This window comes from Chloroflexus sp., assembly GCF_056331925.1.
On the sequence record NZ_JBWGQH010000003.1, the window covers coordinates 135,328 to 151,929 of the forward strand.

The 16,602-nt window shown below is 56.4% G+C and carries 15 protein-coding genes; 9 read left to right on the forward strand and 6 right to left on the reverse strand.

From position 1 onward, the window contains the following. Position 1: 1 nt before the first annotated feature. The 9 genes from AC01ZF_RS02810 (at position 2) to AC01ZF_RS02850 (ending at position 7,540) form a co-directional block, all read left to right on the forward strand. A complete protein-coding gene (locus AC01ZF_RS02810) occupies positions 2–1,393 on the forward strand; it encodes an LCP family protein (protein ID WP_424676225.1) in 1,392 nt (463 codons plus the stop codon). 23 nt (positions 1,394–1,416) lie between these two features. Continuing rightward, the gene (locus tag AC01ZF_RS02815; protein WP_476575099.1) at positions 1,417–1,968 is read left to right on the forward strand and encodes a LysM peptidoglycan-binding domain-containing protein; all 552 of its coding nucleotides are present in this window, start codon (positions 1,417–1,419) and stop codon (positions 1,966–1,968) included. Continuing rightward, a complete protein-coding gene (locus tag AC01ZF_RS02820; RefSeq protein ID WP_424676223.1) occupies positions 1,965–2,633 on the forward strand; it encodes an alpha/beta hydrolase in 669 nt (222 codons plus the stop codon). Before AC01ZF_RS02815 ends, AC01ZF_RS02820 begins: the two co-directional genes overlap by 4 nt. Before the next feature lie 367 nt (positions 2,634–3,000). After that, entirely contained in the window at positions 3,001–3,693 is a 693-nt protein-coding gene (locus AC01ZF_RS02825; RefSeq protein WP_424676222.1) for a TFIIB-type zinc finger domain-containing protein, read from the forward strand. 32 nt (positions 3,694–3,725) lie between these two features. After that, positions 3,726–4,826, forward strand: a complete 1,101-nt coding sequence (locus AC01ZF_RS02830) for a tRNA-queuosine alpha-mannosyltransferase domain-containing protein (RefSeq protein WP_424676221.1) — start codon at positions 3,726–3,728, stop codon at positions 4,824–4,826. Between the two features lie 68 nt (positions 4,827–4,894). Next, positions 4,895–5,398 (forward strand): HugZ family pyridoxamine 5'-phosphate oxidase, encoded by a 504-nt coding sequence (locus AC01ZF_RS02835; RefSeq protein WP_424676220.1) that lies wholly within the window; start codon positions 4,895–4,897, stop codon positions 5,396–5,398. A 124-nt stretch (positions 5,399–5,522) separates the two neighbouring features. Continuing rightward, complete coding sequence (locus AC01ZF_RS02840; RefSeq protein ID WP_424676219.1) at positions 5,523–6,194, forward strand: histidine phosphatase family protein; 672 nt, start codon at positions 5,523–5,525, stop codon at positions 6,192–6,194. Positions 6,195–6,198: 4 nt separating this feature from the next. After that, complete coding sequence (locus AC01ZF_RS02845) at positions 6,199–6,726, forward strand: DUF3090 domain-containing protein (RefSeq protein ID WP_424676218.1); 528 nt, start codon at positions 6,199–6,201, stop codon at positions 6,724–6,726. Positions 6,727–6,796: 70 nt separating this feature from the next. After that, positions 6,797–7,540 (forward strand): SCO1664 family protein, encoded by a 744-nt coding sequence (locus AC01ZF_RS02850; protein WP_424676217.1) that lies wholly within the window; start codon positions 6,797–6,799, stop codon positions 7,538–7,540. A gap of 54 nt (positions 7,541–7,594) precedes the next feature. On the opposite strand, the gene AC01ZF_RS02855 is transcribed toward AC01ZF_RS02850, so the two are convergent. The 6 genes from AC01ZF_RS02855 to AC01ZF_RS02880 all read right to left on the reverse strand — a co-directional run bounded on the left by AC01ZF_RS02855 (position 7,595) and on the right by AC01ZF_RS02880 (position 16,512). Further along, positions 7,595–10,039 (reverse strand): glycoside hydrolase family 3 C-terminal domain-containing protein, encoded by a 2,445-nt coding sequence (locus AC01ZF_RS02855; protein WP_476575100.1) that lies wholly within the window; start codon positions 10,037–10,039, stop codon positions 7,595–7,597. A gap of 49 nt (positions 10,040–10,088) precedes the next feature. Continuing rightward, positions 10,089–10,928, reverse strand: a complete 840-nt coding sequence (locus AC01ZF_RS02860; RefSeq protein ID WP_424676215.1) for a glycoside hydrolase family 16 protein — start codon at positions 10,926–10,928, stop codon at positions 10,089–10,091. A gap of 55 nt (positions 10,929–10,983) precedes the next feature. Continuing rightward, positions 10,984–12,843, reverse strand: a complete 1,860-nt coding sequence (locus tag AC01ZF_RS02865) for a glycoside hydrolase family 3 protein (RefSeq protein WP_476575101.1) — start codon at positions 12,841–12,843, stop codon at positions 10,984–10,986. 9 nt (positions 12,844–12,852) lie between these two features. Beyond that, positions 12,853–13,917 (reverse strand): carbohydrate ABC transporter permease, encoded by a 1,065-nt coding sequence (locus AC01ZF_RS02870; protein ID WP_428112531.1) that lies wholly within the window; start codon positions 13,915–13,917, stop codon positions 12,853–12,855. Further along, positions 13,917–14,918 (reverse strand): carbohydrate ABC transporter permease, encoded by a 1,002-nt coding sequence (locus AC01ZF_RS02875; RefSeq protein ID WP_424676212.1) that lies wholly within the window; start codon positions 14,916–14,918, stop codon positions 13,917–13,919. Before AC01ZF_RS02875 ends, AC01ZF_RS02870 begins: the two co-directional genes overlap by 1 nt. A 112-nt stretch (positions 14,919–15,030) precedes the next feature. Beyond that, the gene (locus AC01ZF_RS02880) at positions 15,031–16,512 is read right to left on the reverse strand and encodes an ABC transporter substrate-binding protein (RefSeq protein WP_428112533.1); all 1,482 of its coding nucleotides are present in this window, start codon (positions 16,510–16,512) and stop codon (positions 15,031–15,033) included. Positions 16,513–16,602: the final 90 nt, after the last annotated feature.

Genomic DNA, 16,602 nt, shown 5'->3' on the forward strand with positions numbered 1-16,602 from the left:
TATGGATCGGCGTCATGATGAGCGACAACGATCGGCACGCCTGAGTGCTCGTGAGCGAGTAGCTTATCTGCGGGCGCAACACTGGCGTCGCCGCCGGCGCATCTTGATCGTGAGTGGTCTGGTGCTGGCGGCGTTGTTGGTGATCTGGAGCGGATCGTTGATCTGGCACACGGTTGTGGCCGAGATGCGCTTGCGCGATCCTCGCCCGACGGCAAATGCTGCGGTACCGGCTCATACAGTTTTTCGCCAACCTTTTACCGTGTTGCTGTTGGGAGTCGATCGTCGTGCCGATGGTACCGAGGGTGTGCGCAGCGATACACTGATGTTGGCCTACGTTAATCCCAACGAGCGGTGGGTGAGCTTGCTCTCGATCCCGCGCGATACGGTGGTGATGATCCGGGGGTTGGGTGAGCAAAAGATTAATGCTGCCTACAGTTATGGCTATCAACATGCCACCGATTTGTACGGTGTTGGTACCGATGTGGCCGCAGCCGGTGCGGCGCTGGTTGCCGAGGCGGTCACGACGTTGCTCGATCTGCCGGTTGATTATGTCGCACAGGTTGATTTTGCCGGATTTGAACGGCTTATTGACACAATCGGTGGTGTGGTGATAGACGTGCCCACTCCACTGCTCGATAGTAGTTTTCCGACGGCTGATTATGGGTACGAGCGTATCTTCATCCCTGCCGGTCTGCAAGTGTTCGATGGGGCGACGGCGCTACGCTATGCTCGTTCGCGCCACGGTTCAAGTGATTTTGACCGCATTCGTCGTCAGCAGTTGATTGTGCGTGCAGTGTTTGAAACGGTTCGTTCGCGTGGGTTACTCGAGCAGACCGCAGTGTGGCGGACATTACTCGAAGAAGTACGGCGCAGTGTGAAGACAACACTGCCGATCGATGATCCGACGGCGCTCCGCGAATTGCTGACGTTGGCTCAGACTATCGATCCGAGTCGGGTGGATTCGTTTAGCATTCATCCGCGTGAGGTTGCGGTGGTGGCTGAAATCGGTTCAGATATCTATTGGAATCGACGCGATCTTGCGGCGCTGGTAGCGCGTGTCAAGACCGGGCCGCAGTCGATCATCGAGCAGGCTTATGTCCAAGTCCTTAACGGTACGCCGGTTAATGGGTTGGCAGCACGGGTGAGCCGATCGCTTGAGCAGGTCGGTTTTCGGACGTTACCACCGAGTAATACCGACCGTCGGGAGACAACGGTGTTGATCGACTATACCGGTAATCCGGCAGCTCTGGTCCGTCTTGCTGCGCATTTGGGCTTGCCGGAACAATACGTTTTTGCTACGCCACCCACTGATGCACCACCACAACCGTTGGGGGCCGATATTGTGTTGGTGCTGGGGCGTGACTACAATCCGGCGTGGGCCTTGTCGCCGTGATGAGATGAGGCGGTAGATTAGGTATGTTGTCGGAAACGCTCTTGTGGTTGTTGTTAGCATTGACCTTCGTTGTGCCTACGCTCGGTGCAATCTTGTTGCGGTTGTTCGAGCATCGGATCGGTGACATAGGTATGGTGGTAGGGTCAAGCCTGTTGTTGCTCATTGCAGCGGTAGCATTGCTGACAATCGCCCGCTCTTCGTTGCCACCGCTGCGGATCGGTGATTTTACGCTGTTGCCGGCCTGGTCGCCGGTTGCCGAGATAGAAGAAGATGTCGTTCCGATCCTGCCAACGACCCCACCGTTGCCGACGTTGACGCCACGACCAACGGCAACCCCAGAGCCGACAGTAACTCCAGAGCCGACAGTAACCCCGGAGCCAACAGCGACCGCAGAACCGACAGTGACCCCAGAATCGGCAGGAGTCCCGCGCCGCTACACCGTACAATCCGGTGATACACTACGGATCATTGCCGAGCGATTCGGTGTTTCGATCGAAGCGATCTTACAGGCCAATAATCTCACACCAGCCCAAGGGGACAACCTGCAAGTCGGACAGGAATTGGTGATTCCATGACAACCATTCGAACGATTGAACGACGACCGTTGATTGAGACCGGTCCTGCCCCATTATTGCTGATGCTGCATGGCTTTGGCAGTAACGAGCGCGATCTCTTCGAGTTAGCGGACCTGATCGACGACCGTATGCATATTGTCAGTGCGCGTGCGCCAATCGCTTTGCCATGGGGTGGATTCGCGTGGTACGAGCTGAGTGGCGTACCAGGTCGTCTCGTTCCCGATCCGGTAGGGCGGGCACAAGCCGTCGAATTGTTAATCCAGTTCGTGAGCACCTTGCCGGAACGGGTTGGTACCGATCCACAGCGAACCTATCTCTTTGGTTTTAGCCAAGGTGCGATCCTGAGCCTGGCTCTCGCGTGGCGGATTCCCGAACGCCTGGCCGGAGTTATCGCCGCCAACGGCTATCTCGATCCGGCGCTGGCGATCCAGCCACCGGCGCCAGCGTTAGCTCAGTTGCCTATCTTGCAGTTGCACGGTACGTATGACGATGTCATCCCGGTGGAGCAGGCCCGTGCAACTCGTGATGTGCTGGCTCAGCATGCGCTGCGTCACCGTTATCACGAAGATCCGGTTGGGCATAGTCTGCATCCCAATGGTCTCAGCCTGTTGCAGCATTGGTTGGCCGAGCAACTCGATGGGCCGCCGCCTCATGGCGATGGGTGATGGTTGGTTACAAAGCCGTATACTTTCTATAATGTGGTTCGGGTGTCATTTCGAGGGCGCGCCAGCGCCCGAGCCATCTTCCGTGTGGAAAGATGGCTTGCTGCGCTCGACATGACAGAAGGGGACGCGCGCGAACCGTCTTGTTTGTCATTTCGAGGGCACGCCAGCGCCCGAGCCATCTTCCGTGTGGAAAGATGGCTTGCTGCGCTCGACATGACAGAAGGGGACGCGCGCGAACCGTTTTCTTTGTGAGTGTGAGCGACTGCGCAATCTTGGATTGAAAGTGCTATGCTATCTATTAGGTGATACGAGCAGACGATGTACCTTTGTTGCGTGACAAAGTGCATCATCGGTCAAGGATATGGCTATGGTGGTCGATCACACGCGCTGTGCCAGTTGTGGTCAACCGTTAACCAACGGTTACTACGTGTTGCTTGATCGGCCTGAGCGATTTTGCCCCCAGTGTATTGCGACCCGACCGCGCTGTGATACGTGTGGTGCACCGTTGAGCAATCGATTCTGGCAGTTGCACGATGGTCGCCGCCAGTGTGATACATGTCATGCAGTGGCGGTCTATCATCCCGACCACGCTGAGCAACTGTTTCGGCAGACGGTAGGAATGTTAGCCGAGGGGATGGGATTACGCTTGAGCGTGGGCGTAACATTTCGTATGGTGGATGCACTAACAATGGTCAAGCTGCGTGGTCCCGCGATCGACACTCAACATACCCTTGGCTTGTATCAGCGCCAAGGTCATCTACGGATGATCTACCTGCTCTATGCCTTACCGATGCTGATCTTTCGCATTACGGCGGCTCACGAATATGCCCATGCGTGGCAAGCCGAGCATTGTCCACTGTTGCGCAATGACTTTCTCCGCGAGGGCCATGCCGAATGGGTTGCCTATCACCATTTGCAACAATTGGGAAGCCACAAGGCGGCGGCGCGGTTGCTCGATGAGCATCAGCCGTACCATCAACCGTTGCGGTATTTCTTGCAACTAGAGGCGCAGATGGGTGTGGCGGGCGTCAATACATATCTGATGCGGGTTGATGCGTAAAGGGAAGGACCTCGCTGGTGCGAGATAATGCTATGCACATCTGGTGGATCGATCCGTTTCATGGTGGATCGCACGCGGCAGTAGCAACCGGTTATGCCGCGCACAGCCAACATCGTGTTACCCTCATTACGTTGAGTCAAGCCGGGGGGTGGCGGTGGCGTATGCGCGGTGCCGCGTTGACCTTGGCGAGGATGGTTAGCGAACGGCACGATGTGCCCGACCTGATCGTCACGACCGATATGCTCGATCTGGCGACGTTTCGGGCCTTGACCCGGCGCTGGTTGGGGCACGTGCCGATGGTGATCTATTTTCACGAAAATCAACTGACCTACCCATTACCGCCGGGCCGTAAGCGTGATGATGCGTTTGCGTGGATCAATCTGACCAGTGCGTTGGTTGCCGATGCGGTGATCTTCAATTCAGAGTTTCATCGGCGTGATTTTTTGACGGCGCTGCCGAGCCTGTTACGACGCTATCACGATTATCATGAACTCCAGACGGTTGGTCAGATTGCAGCAAAAGCGCTGGTCTTACCGCCAGGCCTCGATCTGCCGCCGTTACCGCCACGACCACCGCGTGATCCGACGGCTCCGCCGGTCATTGTTTGGAATGCACGTTGGGAATATGACAAACAACCGCAGGTCGTGATGGCAGCGCTGGAGTATCTGGCAAGACAGGGGATCGACTTTCGCCTCATCGTCACCGGCGAGCATATCGATCCCGTAGCCGATGATTTGGTGGCGGCGCGGCAACGGTGGGCGGCACAGACGATCCACTGGGGGTACGCTGTAAATCGTGCAGCGTATCTCCATTTGTTGCAACAAGCCGATATTGTAGTTTCGGCGGCTATCCAAGAGTTTTTTGGTCTGGCCATTCTCGAGGCGATGGCGTGTGGGTGTGTGCCGGTACTGCCGGCGCGGCTCAACTATCCTGATCTGATTCCACCAGAATGGTACGCCGACTGTCTGTATGCCGACGATACCGAGTTACCGACGACATTGGCGCGCACGGTGGCACGTTTGCCGGAGTTGGCCCAACGTGATTGGGCAGCGCTGGCCGAACCGTACTGCTGGCCCAACCTTGCCCCGCGTTACGATGCGGTACTGGCCGATCTTGCCGCTCCTGTGTCTTAATTCGGTGTTGGTCGGGAGCACGGTTGCTGCGGTTGCGTGTCTGGGTCCAATGCGAAAAGAGGCAGACGATGCGATACGAAGATCAACGAGCCTTACGAACATTGATCGATCACCATTACACTGCGGCGCTGGGTACGATCACTGCCGATGGGGCGCCGTTTGTGTCGTATGTCTTATACGCGGTCGAGCGGCGTGCAGGGTATGACCCAACGTTCTTACTCCTCCTCAGCCGATTGTCGGTGCATACCAGTCATCTGTTGGCCGATCCACGCCTTTCGTTGCTCATTACCGCCGTACCAACGAGTGTTGCCGATCCGCAGGCTCTGGCGCGGGTGACGATCCAGGGTGAGGCGACGCCGATTGCGCGCGAGGCGCCCGAATACTCAGCGGCGAAGGCGTGTTATTTGCACCAACTTCCCGGACAAGAGCATCTCTTTGCGCTGCCCGATTTCACGTTGTTTCGCGTGCAGTTGTACGAAGCCCGCTACATTGGCGGGTTTGGCCGCGCGTTTACCCTCGATACCGCCAAACTCGCCGCCGTATTAACCATGAATATCGCAGGACCGGCCTGATTGTCATCGGATAGCGTGCTATCCGTGGTATCATGCACTATAGCATGTTGAATATGGGTATGTATCGTGTATTCGCCGCATTATCGGCAAACACAGAGGTCTTGTGTCAGAGAAACCACACCGCGTGACCACACTCCTTTTGATCCGCCATGGCATGAACGATTGGGTTCATGGCCGCTTAGCCGGCTGGTTGCCGGGAGTACATCTGAGCGAAGAGGGTCGCCGGCAAGCTGTAGCGCTAAGCGAGCGACTCGGTGATCTACCGATTACGGCGCTGTATACCAGCCCTCTTGATCGCTGTATCGAAACGGCGCAGGCGATTGCCGAACCGCGTGGCTTACTATTGCGGATCGTCGAACAGCTCGGCGAAGTGCGGTACGGCGAATGGGAAGGTGCTGAACTGAAAGAACTCTATAAACACGAACTGTGGCCGGGGGTACAGCATTATCCCAGTGGGACGCGCTTTCCCAAGGGGGAGACGCTAGGGGAAGCACAAATGCGTATGGTAAGCGCACTCGACCAATTGCGTGCGCGTCACCAAGGGGAAATGATTGCAGTCGTTTCCCACGCCGATTTGATCCGATTGGCGTTGGCGTACTATATTGGTATGCACATCGATCTGTTTCAGCGGCTAGTTATCAATCCGTGCTCACTGAGCGCCGTTGCATTCGAGCCGATGGGTCCGCGTTTGTTAGCCTACAATGAGACTGGGTCGTTAGAACACCTTCGTCCGAAACCGCCGACACCTCAGGCTGAACAGGCAGCGGCGTCCCCGTCGTCAACGGAGGCACACTAGGACCATGGCAGAGTTTACCTTTGATCTCGAATCGGTGCATCGGATTACTGCCGGAGCAGTAGGGCCACGTGGCCGGCGCGTCTTTTATCTTCAAGCGCGACGTGGTAACCGGCTGGTGACGTTGCTGGCCGAAAAAGAGCAGATCCGTGAGTTGGCGAACGCTATCAATCGTTTACTAGAAGCGATTAGTGAACGTAATCCGCGCTTGGCAACCTCCGACGATCTGCTCGTGACCGATATGAGTCTGGAAGAGCCACTCGAACCGGAGTTCCGCATTTACCAGTTGGGCTTGGGCTACGATAGCGAGCGTGATCGGGTCGTGTTGCTGGCCCAGGGGATGCCGGAGGGTGGTGATGATGAGCCTCTCTCAGCTCGCTTTTCCGCTACCCGTGAGCAGATGAAGGCGTTGAGCATCCACGCCGAGCAAGTCGTAGCCGCCGGGCGCCCGATCTGTGGTAATTGTGGTCGTCCAATTGATCCGAGTGGCCATTTCTGTCCTCACCGCAATGGTCACGGTCCGGTGTACAGTTGATCGGTAGATGGTGGGGAGGATGTGCGTTGCTCATCGCTAGATCATAACCCATCAGCCATAAGGGGACGGTATGGAGAACAGCTTCTCGCGAGAGTTGAGCGTTACCCGTGTCCTCACGGCGCTGGCCCAGGGAGAGATGAACGTTGAGGCGGCCATGCCGTACAGTAGTAATTACACCCTGCTGACCAGCATCGTCCACGAGGATCTTCATCTGTTGGCGGTGTACAAACCGCAGCGTGGCGAACGGCCGCTGTGGGATTTTCCACGTGGTACGCTCTACCGACGCGAGGCAGCGGCTTACCTTGTCAGCGAAGCGCTAGGCTTTCACCTCGTCCCACCGACGGTGGTACGTGATGGGCCTTACGGGATCGGTATGGTGCAGCTCTTTATCGACAACGATGAAGAGGTGCATTTGTTTACGATGTTGAAGCGGGGTGGCTACGAACGCGAAATTAAGCAGCTCTGTGCCTTCGACTGTCTCGTCAACAATGCCGACCGTAAGAGTGGTCATTGCCTGCAAGGGCGTGATGGCCGGTTGTGGGCTATCGATCATGGTATCTGCTTCCACGTCGAGCCTAAATTGCGCACTGTGTTGTGGGATTTTGTCGGTGAACCGCTCCCCGATGAGGTTATAACGGCGTTTACCGGTTTTCGCCAACAGCTCGACCACAATCCGCAATTGACCGGTGCGCTCTATCACCTGCTCGACCGGTCAGAGGTACGTGCTTTGCGCCGTCGTTTGGACAATCTGCTTGCCAGCGGGCGTTATCCACCACCCGGCCCCGGACCGCATGTGCCGTGGCCACCGGTATGATCACAGGGGAGGGGCGGTTTCCCTCCCCTCCTGCTGTGAGGCGAGTGATCTTGCTCATCTTTCGGCGACCAGCTCAAATGAGGCCTTCAGCCGAATATCGACCACCGATCGGCCAACGAGCACGGTAAAGATGCCCGGTTCAGCAACCCAACCGGGGACGGCCGGATCGTAATAACTCAGTGCCTGTTGGTCAATGGTAAACGTTACCGTCGTGGTTTCACCCGGTTGCAGTGTCACCTTGGCAAAGCTCTTCAGTTCCTTATCGGGTCGCACCAGTCGGGCCACCTGGTCGTGGATGTAGAGCTGGACAACCTCCATTCCCGGACGATCACCGATGTTCGTAACATCGACACTGACGGTAATGGTTTCATCTGGTCGCATCGTCGGGGCAGAGAGGTGAAGCCGATCATAGGAAAACTCGGTGTAACTCAGTCCAAACCCAAATGGAAAGAGCGGTTCGATGCCTTTACGGTCGTAGTAGCGATAGCCGACGAATAGGCCTTCGCCGTAGAGGACGTGCCCGTTTTCGCCGGGATAATTGATGTACGCCGGATTGTCGGCCAGTCGTTTGGGGAAGGTTGTCGGTAATCGTCCACCCGGATCGGCGTCGCCGAAGAGTACATCGGCAATCGCATTACCCGCCTCTTGGCCGCCGTACCACGCTTGGATCACAGCCGCTACTTCGTCAATCCACGGCATATGTACGGGTGATCCGGCGTTGAGCACTACGATTGTGCGCGGATTGACCGCCGCCACTCGGCGAATCAGTTCATTTTGGCAACCGGGGAGTTCCATATCAATCCGGTCGAATCCTTCGCTTTCCCACTCTTTGGTTAGGCCGGCAAACACAATCGCTACATGCGAGCGAGCAGCCAGCTCTACCGCTTCCGCGATGGGATCATCTTCCCGTTCCGGCCAGAGACCAACCTGCACGGCACGCCAGTTGCCGGGCGTTGGCCAGCGGAACTCAACCACCAGCCGGTGGCGGTGTCCGGTTTCGAGGGTTACCATTTGGCGCTGCTCATTGCCGTCCATGAGTTCTTTTTCCCACCGGTCAAGCACTAATTCACCCTCGAGCCAAACCCGGGCTTGCCCGACGCATGACAGCCCAATGTGGTAATGACCGGTATGAGGCGGTAAGAGATCGCAACTGAGTTTGGCAGCGAAGGTTGTGAGGTTGAGATATTCGATCCGGTCGCCAAACCAGCTCGCTTCGAGGGTCGTCAGGTAGTCGGTGCGTACCGGCTCACCACCGAAGTCGAGATCGGTGTAATAATCAAGCTGCACTCCCGGTCGGTCGCTAGCGGGGATGCGCACCCATGCTGGATCAATGTTCGGCAAGCGACGAAAAATGGGGGTACCGATGGCGTAGTCCACCACGCACTGCTCGCCGGCGCGCGCTCGAATGCCCTGTAACGGGGTGACCACGTAGTGCGGTGCGACTTCCGAGCTACCGCCGCCCATAATCGCCGCCCAATGCGCGTTGGCGCCGATAACGGCAATAGTTTGTCCTTGGGCGGGATTCAACGGAAGGACCCGTTCGTTGTTCTTGAGGAGCACGATTGATTCAACACCGGCGCGCCGAATGAGGGTCCGATGCTCAGGCCGGTCGTTGGCCTGTTCGATTGCCGGTGTGGGGTTCGCGAAGCCGCCGACCCGTTCGATAGTCCGTAACAAACGACGCACCTTATCGTCGAGATCGGCTTCACGCAGATCACCACGCTCGAGCGCAGCCAAGACGTGCTCACGGTTCAACCAACGTGCTGGCCCCGGCATTTCAAGGTCAAGACCGTTGTGGGTAGCGCGAGCGCTATAGGTGCCATACCAGTCTGACATCACCAGTCCATCGAACTGCCATTCGCCTTTGAGGATTTCGAGCAATAACCGGCGATTTTCACTGGCCCATACCCCATTGATCCGGTTGTAGGCCGACATAATCGACCACGGTTTTGCCTGCTTGATCGCTATCTCGAACGGGCGGAGATAGATTTCGCGCAATGGGCGCTCACCAACATCGGAACTGATACTAAAGCGCTCAAATTCCGAGTCGTTGCACACGAAGTGCTTGATACATGCACCGACGCCACGGCTTTGCAAGCCGGTAATGTAGGCCGCTGCCATCACGCCGGTCAGGTAGGGGTCTTCAGAAAAGCACTCGAAGTTACGCCCGGCCAGTGGTGAGCGGTGGATGTTAACCGTCGGCGCCAACAGAATATGCGCTCCTTTATCCTTCGTCTCTTCGGCTAAGGCTTCACCGATTTGCCGAACCAGTGCCGGGTTCCACGTGGCTCCCATCGCAACACCAATCGGAAAACAGGCAGAGGTGTGGATGCCGTTGCGGCTCACGCCGCGCGCACCGTTGGGGCCGTCGGTGACTTTGATGGCAGGGATGCCGAGGCGCGGAATGGCGACGGTATGCCATGCATCGGCGCCGGCAAGTAAGGCGATTTTTTCGTCAAGCGTTAGTTGACGTACCAGATGTTCGATGTGATTTGGCATAAGGTTCCTCTGCGTATGTAGGATAAGCGACGGAGTAAGCGGGCATAGGTTAGGGCTGCTGATACACGCGCACATAATCGACCCGTAACTGCTGCGGGAAGACGGTTGTTTCGTCGGGATACCCAGGCCAGTTGCCGCCGATGGCAAGGTTGAGAATGAGAAAAAAGGGATGATCGAATACCCACTCTCCGGGGACCTGGTCGCGGCGTAACGTGTGGTAGAGCTGATCGTCAACGTACCAGCGAATTTCATCCGGTTCCCATTCCACAGCGTAGATGTGAAAATCGTCGCTCAGTGGTTGGGAACTAACGAAGGGTTTGGTAATGGCGTTACCACCTGAATAACCGGGACCATGGACCGAACCGTACACCATCGTCGGATTACCGATGTTTTCCATAATGTCGATTTCGCCGCAGTTGGGCCAGCGTGCTGTGGCGATATTCTCACCTAGCATCCAGAAGGCAGGCCAAATCCCTTTACCTCCTGCCGGTAACTGCATACGTGCCTCGATCCGGCCATACGTCCATGCGTGCAGATAATGCGTCTTGATCCGGGCCGAGGTGTATTCCCACGCCAGATACTCTTCCTGACGTGCTTCAATCACCAACACACCTGCTTCAATCCGCGCATTTTCTGGGCGGTTTGTGTAGAATTGCAGTTCGTTGTTGCCCCAGCCGCCGGCTCCCTTATCGAACAGCCAATTGCTTGGGTTGAGTGTCTCGCCGTCAAATTCATCACTCCACACGAGCATCCACGGTGATACGGTTGGCACCGGTGTGCTAGTCGTACTCGGTGTAGCTGATGTCAGCGTGCAGCCGGTCGGGATCAGGAGTATCACTCCAAGCAGAAGGAGCCGACGAACGACAATACCAGAAACCCTCTGATACACAGCAATTCCTCTCCTTTGCGGTGAGGGAACCACCGCAGGTTGTCACAACTCTATATTATGGGGTCAGCCCAAATCCATAGGGAAAGAGTGGGTCACCGTTTCCTGATCCGAGCGGTAATTGATCGAGGCTGCGCGGCCACGTCACCGGCAATCGCCCGCGAAATGGTCGATCTCCGAACAAAACATCGGCGACACCGGCCCCTTCGCTCCCAGGCAGCCACGCGGCAACAAGCGCATCCCAACGAGGTAGATCGTCGGTGATGATCAGCGGACGGCCACTGACGAGTACGACGACGAGGCGGGCGCAGCTCTCCTCCATACGACGCAGTGTGCGCTGTTCGTTCGGTGGTAAGCGCAAGGTTGCGCTATCACCACGTCCTTCGGCGTAAGGCAATTCGCCGACAACCGCAATGCAGACGGCATCGGTAGCCATCGGATCACCGCGAAATCGCCCATGTGGATCGTACTCAATGACCGTTTGCGGTGTAACAGCGGCGTGAATCCCTTCGAGAATCGTCGTTCCCGGGATAATCGCACCTGGCTTCCCTTGCCACTCAATCGTCCAGCCGCCGGCTTGGATACCGAGATCGTGAGCAGCCTGCCCACCGATGTAAAGATGGGCAACATCCTTCGGTAAAGGGAGGAGGTCACCGTCATTTTTGAGCAAGACCAACGATTGGGCAACGGCGGTACGGGCTAATGCGCGGTGGGCCAGACTACCGATGTCGCCCAGTAATTCGGTGTGGGCGAAGGGTTGATCAAATAACCCCATCACAAACTTGGTCGTCAAGATTCGTCGCACCGCATCGTCAATCCGCGTTTCGCTCACCATACCGGCATTGACGGCGCGAGTCAGTGTCTCGATGAAGCGCACCGCATCGTAAGGCACCATATTCATATCGATCCCGGCATTTACGGCCGTCACCACCGCCCGTTCATAGTTGGGATCAATCTGATCGATGGCTTCCCAATCTGAGACAATAAAACCGGTAAAGCCGAGTTCTTCTTTCAGCACATTGGTGAGCCAATACGAACTGGCGTGCATCTTCTGCCCGTTCCAACTCGAATACGACGCCATAATCACATGCGCACCGGCAGCGATGGTCGCGCGGTACGGTGGGAGATGCACGGTTCGGATTGTGGTTTCATCACCAAACGTCTCCCCCTGATCGAGTTGATAGTTTGCCGTGGTTGACGTGCCCCACGTCGTGCCGCCATCACCGACATAGTGTTTGGGAGTGCCGATGACCCGGTTTGGTGCCGCAATATCGGGAGCTTGCAAGCCACGCAAGAAAGCGACTGCCAACGATGCAACGTGTTCAGGGCGTTCGGCATAGCTTTCGTAGGTACGCCCCCAACGCACATCTTGCACCACCATCACCCCCGGCGCGTAGTTCCAAAAGACACCGGTAGCGGCCATCTCGTGGGCCGTCACCCGCCCGATCTGCTCGACCAGTGCAGGGTCATTCGCTGCCCCCAACCCGATGTTATGCGGAAAGATGACTGCGCCGTAGAGGTTGTTGTGTCCGTGAACACCATCAGCCCCATAGATGATCGGAATGCCGAGCCGGCTACTCAATGCCGCCTGTTGCAAGGCATTGACCATCTCCACCCACGCCATCGGCGAGTTCTCGTCGCGTGGATAGCCACCGCCACCGCTGAGTACACCACCGATGGCCAATTCACGTACCTGATCGGCGGTGATGCTATTTTTTTCGATCAGCGTCATCTGGCCGATCTTCTCGGCCAATGTCATCCGCTGTAGCAGATCCTCGACCCGCTCGGCGATAGGTGCTGCCGGATTACGGTAGAGCGGTATGACCGGTGTCGGTGTAGCGGTGGGTGCATTCAGCGTCCCACAAGCGCCAAATACGCCAACCAACATCACAAGACAAAGCAAATATTGCAGACGCATGCGCGCACTCTATTTCTCAATGTTAGTGATCACCACGCCCTCAAGGAAGATACGTTGGGCGAAGAAAAAGACTACAATCGGAATAATCGCCGAGATCAGTGATGCCGCCTGGATCAGATTCGTCGATTGCGAGTAGAGATTGTTGAACGCGGTTAGCCCCACCGTAATCGGGAACTTATCGGGATGACCGGCCAGATAGATCAATGGGCCGAAGAAGTCATTCCACGCCCAGAAAAAGTGAAAGAGGGCGACAGCGGTCAGGGCCGGGCGTGACATCGGCAAAATGATTGAGAAGAAGATTCGCAACGGGCTAGCACCGTCGATCTGGGCAGCCTCTTCGAGATCACGCGGAATGCCGAGGAAGAACTGACGCAACAAGAAAACGTTAGTGCCCCACGAGAAGAACGCCGGCACGATCAGCGGCAGCCACGTCCCCACCCATCCGATCTGCAAGAAGACGAAGTAGGTTGGAATGAGTGTTACTGCACCGGGTAAGATCACGGTCGAGAGCATGATCATAAAGAGGATATTCTTACCGGGAATACGAAAACGAGCGAAACCGTAAGCCACCAGCGCTGCCGATAACACTGCGCCGAACGTGGTGATGCCGGCATACATCAGCGTATTGCGCAGCAGATTAGGAAAGTTGATCGTATTCCAGGCACGGGTGAAATTGCCCCACTGAATATCGAGCTGCCACACCCGTTCGAGTTGCCGCCACTGACCTTGCCACTCAAACGGGCCTGCCGCCGGATTTTCCGGGTCTACAAACCAACTGCTTTGGCGTCCAGGGCGGTACAGGGCCAGTTCACGGATTTCACCATCAATTGGTACCAGATAGACATCGTACAATTTTCCCTCATATGCAAACGTGCGTTCGCTTGCCGGCCACCACGGGGCGCCGGTTTCGGCGATTTGGCTGTCGGTCTTGACCGCAGTCGTAATGCCGTAAACCATCGGGATCAAGAACAGCGCGAGCACGGCGAGGGTAAGGCTGGTGAGCGTGATCCGCGCAATAGCCTCGCGGGTTGATTTAGACAGCGGATTACCGCGAGCACGTTGTGAGAGTATCATTAGCGTTCCTCCCCTGCGTAGAAAACCCAGAATCGCGAGGTGCCAAAGAGAACAATTGTAATAATCATGGCGATGATGAGCATCAGCCATGCCAGGGTTGCGCCGTAGCCCATACTAAAGAAGCTGAACGACTGCTTGTAGAAGTAGACCATGAAGAAACGGGTCATTCCTTCGGGGAAGCCGGTGCCGCCGTTGAGGACAAAGGGGGCGAGGAAGTATTGCAGCGAACCGATCACTCCCAGCACGAGTTGGTAGAAAATTACCGGGGTGATGAGCGGAATGGTAATGAAGATCAGGCGGTGAAACCAGTTGGCCCCGTCGATCTGAGCTGCTTCGTAGAGTTCCGTCGGCACACCCTGTAGGCTGGCCAGAAAAATGATCATGGCATTGCCAACACCCCAAAGACCAAACATTGTATAGGCGTAATAGACAAGCTTGGGGTCGGCCAGCCAACGCAAGCCTTGCGTGCCGGTCGCTTTGATGCCGGTCAATCGTTCAATGATCACGTTGATCCAGCCAGACTGCTCGTTGAGCACGCCGTTCCAGATCAATACCGTTGCCACCAGCGGGATCATGGTCGGCATGTAGAACAAGGTGCGGTAGACACTCTTGCCGAGAACATGCTCTGAATTCAACAAAATAGCGAGAAACAGTGCAAACAGCAGCGAGATCGGTAGGGAAATGGCGGCGAAGTGCAGAGTCCGCCTCAACGATAGCCAGACCTCCTGATCCTGAAAAAGGGCCCGTTGCCAGTTGGCGAAACCGATAAAGCGGGCTTGATCGGGTACGGCCGGGTTGAAATCGTAGAGTGAGAAGCCGAACGAAGCCACCATCGGTAAAAAGTAAAAGAGTAAGAACCCTACTATCCACGGGCTGATAAAGAACAACCCCCACGTAATCTCCTTCTTTTCCAGCCTGCTCAACGTTCGTCGCTGAGCCTGTTTGACGCGACCACGCCGCAAGTTTCGCCACACACTGCTCAATTCCGGTAAGGGGGCCATAGCGTTGCCTCCTTGTTGGCGACACCGCTCTCTCTGCGGCTATCGCACGTAGTGTTTGTGAGAAGGGGCGGCTGTCGCGGGCCGCCCACTTGTCCTGACAACCAATACCTAACTATTTTGCTGCGTCGAAGATCTTCTGCAAATCGGCTTTCAGCTTCGCTACCTCAGCTTCGAAATCGGCATCGGGCGTGTTGGCGAGGTAGTTCCAGAATTCGTTGTAGCGGTCGGTCGTCTCTTGGAAGCTGGGCATCCAGCTCTCGTGGTTGGGATTGTCGGCGTAGGCCATCGCCTCCACGACCACGTCCCAGTTGATGTCGGTCTTATTGGGGAAGCTGGTCTGATTATACTGCGCAAAGTAGTTGTCTTGCAGCGAGAGACGGGCCGGCATACCGCCGTAGATGGTCAGCAGCTCGTTGACGTGCTCGGCACTGAGCATGTAGCTCAACACCTCGAAGGCGGCATCAGGGTACGGGCACCCTTTGAGGATGCCAAAGGTATCGGCGTGCATCTTGGCCGTGATTGTGCCGTTGTAGCTGGGTGTCGCAGCTAGATTCCAGTCGAAATCAACATTACCGAGTGCCCATGGCGCGACGTACCACATATGGATGTGAATCATCGCCAGATTGCCCGACGAGAAGGGACCACCGGGGCCTTGCAGGAAGTCGGCACCGCCGTAGGGGCCGTTCGGAATGAACCAATCCTTCCACCAGCCGTCGTAAGTCCACTTCCATGCTGCCTTCCAGTGTTCGGGGATCTGCGCATTACCGTTCTCATCGACCAGCGAACCGGCGCCGAAGAAGGTACCAATACCGCGCGGGTCGGTCCATTGGTTCATCCAACCAAACTGCACAATTTTGGTCGGATCAAAATCGGGCGACGTAGCATCGTTGCCGTTGACGTCAACCGTCAGCTTCTTGGCCAGTTCGGTCAGCGTCTCGATGTTCCATTCACGCGCGACGCCGTTCTCGTCAATCCATGGCTCACCATGGCGTGCGGGTGGGTAAGGAAGACCGGCTTCATCGAACAGATCTTTGTTGTAGATGATGAACGAGGGGAAGATGGCGAATGGAATGCCGAGTTGGCCCTCCTCCTTCACCTGATAGAACTTGACCAGATTGGGATCGAAGTCGCTCAGATCGTAGTTGTATTTATCAATGAGCGGCTGCAAGTCAAGCCACGCACCTTTGAAGCTGTCGCGTCCACGGATGCCAACTGGGCCGACGATGCACGGGGCGTTGCCGGCAGCAATCTGGGTGGCAAGAGTGTCGAAGGCGACGTTGTTGTCAACGATCTCAAGCACCAGTTCGATCTTGTCTTGGCTGGCATTAAATCGTTCGACAAAGGCATTCTGGGGCGGAATAGCACCTTCATCTGTGCCGGCGCCCAAGCCGACGAACCAGCGCACTTTGATGCGGTCACCGGTGGTTGCTTGCGTCGCAGCAGGCGCTGAGGTGGGAGCAGCAGCAACGGTTGGTTCGGCAGGTGCAGAAGTGGGTTGGCTCGAAGGGGTTGTCGGGCTGTTGCCGCATGCTGCATTAACGAGGGCAACGACGATCAACGTGAAGCTGACGAGTAGCATTTTCAAAGATTTCATTGGTTCTCCTCCTCTGGAATAGGTACGCCATCGTCATTCAAATATCAACCGAGCGTAGGCTACATGACCGTGTTGTATCACCTCCTTTCA